The sequence below is a fragment of the Saccharopolyspora sp. NPDC002578 genome (assembly GCF_053592695.1).
The window spans coordinates 1-7,985 of the sequence record NZ_JBSFWJ010000133.1; the positions used below are offsets into that span (position 1 = coordinate 1).

Consider the following 7,985-nt stretch of genomic DNA (forward strand, 5'->3'; position numbering starts at 1 on the left):
CCCCGCAAACACCGACGACACACCCAACAACTCCACCGCCATACCCACCCACTGCGCACCCTGCCCCGGAAACACAAACCCACAACCACCAGTGACGTCGGCCCTTCCCGGCGGGACCACTCCGGGGGTCGAGGCTCCCCTCGCGAGCGCGTCCAACCCGTCCAGCGCGCTCGCGCGGTCGGCGACCACGGCCACCGCCCGGTGCGAGAAGGCGGCGCGGGTCGTGATCAACGAGCGCGACAGCTCCGCCGGACCGATCTCGGGACGTGCGGCGAGGTGGTCGCGGAGCGCGGCGGCCTGAGCCCGCAGCGCGGTGGTGCCGCGACCGGACACCGGCAGCGAGACGAGCTCGGGCGATGACGAGTCCACGGCGCCGGGGTCGCCGTCGCCGGGTGGCGCCTGCTCGACGATCAGGTGGGCGTTGGTGCCGCTCATGCCGAATGCGGAAACCGCGGCCCGACGGGGCCTTCCGGTGTCCGGCCACTCCCGCGCGGCGGTCAGCAGCCGGACGGTCCCCCCGGACCAATCCACCTCGGGTGACGGCCGGTCGACGTGCAACGTCGCGGGCAGCACGCCGTGGCGCAGCGCCAGCACCGCCTTGATCACACCGACCACACCTGCGGCACCCTGGGTATGACCGATGTTGGACTTCAACGACCCCAACCACAACGGCCGATCCACCGAGCGCCCCTGCCCGTACGTCGCCAGCAACGCCTGCGCCTCGATCGGATCACCCAGAGCCGTCCCCGTTCCGTGCGCCTCCACCAGGTCGACATCCGCAGTGGACAGACCCGCGTCCGCCAGCGCGGCCCGGATCACACGCTGCTGCGACGGACCGCTCGGCGCCGTCAACCCGTTCGACGCACCGTCCTGGTTCACCGCCGACCCGCGCAGCACCGCCAACACCGGACGGCCATGGCGCTCGGCCTCCGACAACCGCTCCAGCAACAACACCCCCACCCCCTCCGCCCAGCCGGTACCGTCCGCTGCCGCCGCGAACGCCTTGCACCGACCGTCCGGCGACAACGCGCGCTGGCGGGAGAACTCCACGAACACGTCCGGGTGCGGCATCACCGTCACCCCGCCGGCCAACGCCATCGAGCACTCGCCCCGGCGCAGCGACTGCGCCGCCAGGTGGATCGCCACCGAGGACGACGAACAGGCGGTGTCCACCGAGATCGCGGGGCCTTCGAAACCGAAGGTGTAAGCCACGCGGCCGGAAGCGACGCTGCCGGAACTGCCGATCGCCAGGTATCCCTCGAGCTCCGCTGCGACGCGCCTGCGCACGGCGTAGTTCTGGTAGACCACTCCGGTGAAGACGCCGACGTCCTCGCCGCGCAACGAACTCGGATCCGTTCCGGCCCGCTCGAACACCTCCCAAGAGGTCTCCAGCAGCAGCCGCTGCTGCGGGTCGATGGTGACGGCCTCGCGCGGCGAGATGCCGAAGAACTCCGCATCGAACTCCGCGACGTCGTGCAGGAATCCACCGGCGCGGGCGTAGCAGGTCCCGGCTCGCTCCGGGTCGGGGTCGTAGAGACCTTCGAGGTCCCACCCCCGGTCGACCGGGAACCCGCTGATGCCGTCGCGCTCGTCGAGCACCAACTCCCACAGGTCGTCCGGCCCGGTCACCCCGCCCGGCAACCGGCAGGCCATTCCGGTGATCGCGATCGGCTCCGGCGAACCGGATTCGAGCTCCGCCAAGCGCGTGCGGGCTTCATGCAGGTCGGCGGTGACCCACTTGAGGTAATCGACGAGCTTTTCCTCATTCGTCATGCGCGCAGCCCCTTAGAGTCGCCGGACGAGTCCGGACGGCGGTCCGCGGCCCTGCTCAGGCGTCCGTGCGGAATGATCTGTTGGTCTTCTTCCTGTCAGCGGCGGAGCCGCTGAGCAGTGACCGGCTTGAGCAGGCCGACCACCGGCGGGTTCTCAGCGGCTTCCTCGCGAGGAAAGCGAATTCGCCGTGTAGGGAGCGACATCAGAAATCGCCGCCATACCAGGAAAACGGGCAGCGAGGAAGCCGCTGAGGTTCCGCTGAGCGACCCACTACGAAGGTCATGGTGAAACGGCCCCTCAGGCCGAGTTCGCGACGTCGATGTGCAGTTCTGACGGGAGTTCCCGGCGGTAGCGGACTTCGAGCTTGCGGTAGACCCGGGTCAGGTGCTGCTCGACCGTGCTGGCGGTGATGAAGAGCTTCTGCGCGATCTCGCGGTTGGTGTGGCCCACGGCGGCCAGCGCCGCGACCCGTCGCTCCGAGGTGGTCAACAGCTCGATTCCCTTGGCCCTCCCTTGCAGCGGGACGTCGCGGTCCGCGGACTCCGGGTCGGGGAGGATCTCGTGGCACAGCGGCCGGGCCCCGCACTGCTGGGCCACGTGCCACGCCCGGCGGAGCACTCGGCGAGCGCGGCCGCGGTCGCCGAGACCGTGCAGGGTGCGGCTGAGGTCCGCGAGCGAACGCGCCAGCTCGAACCGGTCGCCGCAGTCCTCGAACAGGTCGACCGCCTCCGCGAGCAGCGTGGGCCGCCGGGCCGGCGGCCCGCCGAGCGCCAGCACCCGCAGCGCCAGCCCCCGGGCTCGGGAGGCGCCGCTGCCCAACCGGAACAGCTGCTCCCCCGCCAGCTGCCGGACCCGTTCCCGGTTGTCCTGGCGCAGCCACGCTTCCGCGGCACTGGTCCGCCACGGCACCAACCCGGGCAGGTCCATCGCCCAGTCGCGCATCAACTCCCCGCAGGACAGGAAGTCGGCCAACGCGGCATGATGCCGTCCCATCGCGAGATGGTTCCTGCCGCGGGCGTGGAGGTAGTGCAACCCGTACTGGCTGCCGAAAACCGCGTCCGGCAACGGCAGTGCGAGGGCGGCGGCGGCCTCATCGACATCACCGGTCTCGGTTGCCGCCAGCACGAGCGCGCCCAGCGGCAGCCCGGCGACCACACCCCACGCTTCCAGCGGCAGCTCGTTCATCGCCCGCCGCGCATGCTCGCCCGCCGCGGGCAGGTCGCCCTGCCGGACCGCGATCTCGGCGCGGCAGGCGCCCAGCAGCGCTCGCCACGTCGGTGCCGGACCATCGCCGAGCCGGCCCACCAGCCGATCGCACCAGTGCCTGGCCGCACGGGTGCGGTCGGCGTAGACGAGGGCGAGCAGCGCGAGCAGGGCCGGTTCCGCCCCCCACGTGCTGCGGTGGTCGATCTGGACGTCGCGCAGCACGTGCTCGGCACGGCCGACCAGGTCCTTGGTGCGGCCGCGCACGAGCAGGTCCGCGGCGAGCGCCGCCGAGCGCAGCGCCGGATCCGTGCGCAGCCGCACCGGCGTGGGACTTTCCGCGGCGGGCTTGGTCGATCCGCGCGAGAACGCTCCGGGGTGCACGCCGGCGAGCCAGCGCTCCAAGTCCTGGAGTTCGGCGACTGCCTCGGCCTCCTGTTCGTGCGCCTGCGCGCGGAGCGGTTCGAGCACATCGCCTGCTTCCGCGACCCGCCCGTGCCAGAGCAGCTGCCGGACCAGCGGCACGCTCTCCCGGGGCGACAGTTCGCCCGCCCGCGCGGCAGCGGCCAGGGGCGCGAGGTGGCGAGCCGCGAGTGCGGGGTTGAGCTGCCACTCCGCGGCGGCCAGCCGGGAACGGGCTGCGGCCTGCTCCTGCCGGCCGGTGCAGGCCCGATGGGCCAGTGCGAGGTAGTCGACCGCTCGGGACCACCCGTCGGCACGCAACTCTTGGTCGGCTGCTTCGCGCAGCACAGCGGGGACCCAGCTGTCCGCGGTGTGCTCCGCCGCCAACAGGTGCCGGGCGATGCCCGCCGCGGACGCGCCCTGGCGGCGGCGCAACCGGGCCGCCCTGCGGTGCAGGTCCGCGCGGCGTTCCACCGGTACGTCGGCGAGCGCGGCGCGCGGCATCGCCGGGTGCCGGAAACCGCTCCCGACGTGCATCCCGATCGCGGCGAGCATCCTCGTCGCGCCGGTCGCCGCCGCGATGTCGAGCGTGGCGAGTTCGGCCACGTCCGCCACGTCCGCGGTTTCCAGCACCGCGAGCGCCCCGGCCACGGCCAGCACGTCCGGTCCGGCGCGGTGCAGGCAGTGGCGCACTGCGCGGCAGTAGCCGGGGCCGGGCGCCTGCTCGCCGCGTCGGGCGTCGTCGAGAAAGGCACGGGCCAGCACCGGGTTCCCGCCGCTGGCGTCGAAGACCTCCGGGGCCGGCGGCCCGCCCGCAGGCGACTGCTCGGCGACGAGCGCGGCCGTCCCCGACCGGGACAGCGGCGGCAGGTGCAAGGTGCTCCGGTTGGAGTGCTGCAACAGCTCGGCGTGGAGCAACGCCCGACCGGGGCCGTGCCCCCCGGTTCCGGTGAACACGACCAGCACCGGCGCGGACCGCGCGCGGCGCACGAGGTAGAGCAGGAAGTGCAGGGAAGGAATGTCCGCGTGGTGCGCGTCGTCGACGGCGATGAGGACCGGGCCGGCCGCGGCGCGTTCGAGCACGACCCCGAGCAGCCCGTGGAACACCCGCACCAGTGCCGGATCCACCGCCTCGACGTCCGGCGCGGCGAGCGACGAGACGGCGGTGCCCTCGTCGAGCAGCTTCACCACCCGGGAGGCCGCGGTCTCCGGACGCACCGCGTGGAACAGGTCGCTCAGCACGCCCAGCGGCAGGTTCCGCTCCACCGGTGAGCAGGCGGCGTGCAGGCACTGCACGCCGGACTCCGCGGCGCGTGCGAGCAGCGTCCGCAGCAACGCCGTCTTTCCGTTGCCCACGGCGCCCTCGAGTAGCACCAGGTGGCCGCGCCCTCTCGTGCAGTCGGACACGCGCTGGTCCAGGAAGTCCACGTGCTCTTCGCGCTCGACCAGGTCCATCGATCGCCTCCCCCTGATCCGGGTGCGGGTTCCACGTCGCCGCACCCGCATCACGTTAGGAGCCACCCGGTTCGCGCGAGCAGACGCGCAGTTCCACTGATCCCCCATTCCGCGGGCACTCCGGTGCGCCGCCGGAGGGCGTCCGATCGCATCTGACTCCAATGTGGACGGTCATCGTTCCCTGGAACGGCCGAGTCGCTGGTCGATGAAGTCGAACACCTCCGATGCCGAGGCGTCCCGGAGCTGCCCGGCAACGTCCTGCTCCTGCTCCGCCCCCCACTTCGTCGCCAAGGCGCGCAGCCGGGCGGAGACGGCCTGCCGGGTCGCGCTGTCACCGGCGAACGAATCCAGTGCCGCCTCCAGCCGGTCCAACTCGGCCGCGACCGGGGACTCGGCGCGGTCGTTCGGGACGAGCAGCACCGACAACGCGTCGGCCAGCGCGATCGGGGTGGGGTGGTCGAACAGCAAGGTCGCAGGCAGATCGATTCCGGTCGCCGCGACCAACCGGTTGCGCAGTTCCACGGCGGTCAGGGAACCGAAACCTGCTTCCCGGAAGGCCCGGTCCGCCTCGACCGGGCCGCCCAGCACACGGCCGATGTGCTCGTCGACGAGTTCCAGCATCCGGCGGCGCCGGCCACCGGCCGGTAGCGCGGACAGGTCGCGAACCAGCGACTCCCGGTTCGCGACGGGATCCACGACCGCGGGGGGCTCCTGCGACGCGGGGGGCTCGTACCCGTTGTCCGCCCTGGTCTCGGAGTTCTCCGGTGGCGGATCGGGCCAGTAGCGCGAGTGGCGGAACGGGTAGGTCGGCAGGTCGATGGCGCGTGCGCCCCTGCCCGCGAACACCGAAGGCCAGCGCACGTCGATGCCGCGCACCGACAACCGGGCCAGCGCGGTCAGCACGCTCGAGACCTCCGGGCGGCCCGGGGGCGAGGACGCGACCACGGCGCACCGGGCGTCCTGGAGGCCGAAACCTTCTTGGACGAGGGTGCTCAGGGCCGTTCCGGACCCGACCTCCAGCAGGTCGGTCACGCCCTGCTCGCGCAGGCACCGCACGCCGTCGGCGAAGCGGACGGCGCGCCGCACGTGGTCCACCCAGTAGCCGGGGTCGCACAGCAGGCCCGGCTCCGCGATCCGGCCGGTGAGGTTGGACACGACCGGGGTCCGGGGCTCGGAGTAGTTCAGCTTGCGAGCGATCCGGCCGAACTCGGCGAGCGCACCGTCCATGTGCGGGGAGTGGAAGGCGTGGCTCACCCGCAACCGCTTGGTTCGCCGGCCCTGGGCGCGGAACGCCTCCTCGATCTCGGCGACCGCATCCGCATCACCGGAGACCACCGTGGACGCCGGGCCGTTCACCGCCGCGATCGATACCGCACGTTCGTCCAGCAGCGCCAGGACTTCCTGTTCGGGAGCCTGAACGGCGAGCATGGCTCCGTCGTCCCGCTGGTCCCGCATCAAGCGACCGCGTGCCGACACCAACGCGCACGCGTCCGGCAGCGCCAGCACGCCGGCGACGTGCGCCGCGGTGAGCTCGCCGATCGAATGCCCCACCAGGAAGTCCGGCCGCAGTCCCCACGATTCCAGCAACCGGAACAGCGCGGTCTCCATCGCGAACAGGGCGGCCTGGGTGTGCTCGGTGCGGTCCAGCAGCTCCGCTTCCGGGCTGCCCTGCTCCGCGAACACGACCTCCCGCAAGGAGGTGCGCGTTCCCGCGCAGCGGTCCAGTTCGTCCGCGACGACGTCGAAAGCACGGGCGAACGCCGGTAGCGCGTCGTAGAGCTGCCGGCCCATCCCTGCTCGCTGAGCGCCCTGACCGGGGAACATCATCGCGAGCCTGCCGGTGCCGCTGCGCCCGGTGAGCACGTTCGGCGCGGGCGTACCGCTCGCCAGCGCCGCCAAGCCGGTCAGCGCCGCTTCCCGGTCCTCGGCGATGATCACGGCTCGGTCGTCGTGCTCGGCCCGGGTGGTCACCAGCGAGTGGCCGAGGTCGTGGAGGTCCAGGTCCGGATCGTCGGCGAGCAACGAGCGGATACGGGCGGCTTGGGCTCTCCGGGCGGCGGCGCCCCGCCCGGAGAGCACCAGCGCGACGGTCGTGGGCCGGGCATCTTCCTCGGGACGCTCCGGTCGTTCGACCGGTTCGGGTGGCTGTTCGAGGATCAGGTGTGCGTTGGTGCCGCTCACGCCGAACGACGACACCGCCGCCCTGCGCGGATGATCAGTTTCCGGCCACGCCCGCTGCTCGGTCAACAACCGGACGTCACCCGAGGACCAATCCACCTCCCGGGACGGCTCGTCCACGTGCAGGGTCTTCGGCAAAATCCCATGCCGCATCGCCAAAACCATCTTGATCACACCGCCGATGCCGGCGGCCGCCTGCGCGTGTCCGATGTTCGACTTCAACGAGCCCAGCCACAACGGCCGATCAGCCGACCTGCCCTGCCCATAAGTCGCCAGCAACGCCTGCGCCTCGATCGGATCACCCAGCGTCGTCCCGGTTCCGTGCCCCTCGACGGCGTCCACGTCCACAGCGGACAGTCCCGCCCGCTCCAACGCCGCCCGAATCACCCGCTGCTGCGAAGGACCGTTCGGCGCCGTCAATCCGTTCGACGCGCCGTCCTGGTTCACCGCCGACCCGCGCAACACCGCCAACACCTGATGCCCGTTGCGCTCGGCTTCCGACAACCGCTCCAGCAGCACCAACCCGACGCCTTCGGACCACGCCGTGCCGTCGGCGGCCGCCGCGAACGCCTTGCACCGGCCATCCGGTGCCAACGCGCGCTGCCGGGAGAACTCCACGAATCCGCCGGGCCCCGCCATCACCGTGACGCCGCCCGCCAACGCCATCGAGCACTCGCCCTGGCGGATCGATTGCGCAGCAAGGTGAATCGCCACCAACGACGACGAACACGCCGTGTCCACCGTCACCGCCGGACCCTCCAAACCCAACGTGTAGGACACCCGACCCGAAGCGACGCTGCCCGACAGGCCGGTGAGGCGGAACCCTTCCAGCTCCGCGGAGGAGCCGATCAACCGATCGCCGTAGTCGTGATTGGTGACGCCGGTGAACACGCCGATGTCCTTGCCCCGCAACGAACTCGGATCAACACCCGCCCGCTCGAACACCTCCCACGACACCTCCAACAACAACCGCT

General features: G+C 72.0%; 2 protein-coding genes and 1 pseudogene. All 3 read right to left on the reverse strand.

The annotated features are described in order from the left end of the window. Window positions 1-1,773 (reverse strand): annotated as a pseudogene (locus tag ACWD38_RS29675) (type I polyketide synthase); the annotation flags it as partial. A 297-nt stretch (window positions 1,774-2,070) separates the two neighbouring features. Then, entirely contained in the window at window positions 2,071-4,833 is a 2,763-nt protein-coding gene (locus ACWD38_RS29680; RefSeq protein WP_450125387.1) for an AAA family ATPase, read from the reverse strand. Window positions 4,834-5,004: 171 nt separating this feature from the next. After that, window positions 5,005-7,985 (reverse strand): type I polyketide synthase (locus ACWD38_RS29685; protein ID WP_450125388.1); only part of this gene is annotated, 2,981 nt, incomplete at its 5' end.

What these genes read in the sequence shown, in the direction of transcription:
- ACWD38_RS29680 (WP_450125387.1), bottom strand. Translation starts at nt 4,833, where the DNA reads ATGGACCTGGTCGAGCGCGAAGAGCACGTGGACTTCCTGGACCAGCGC.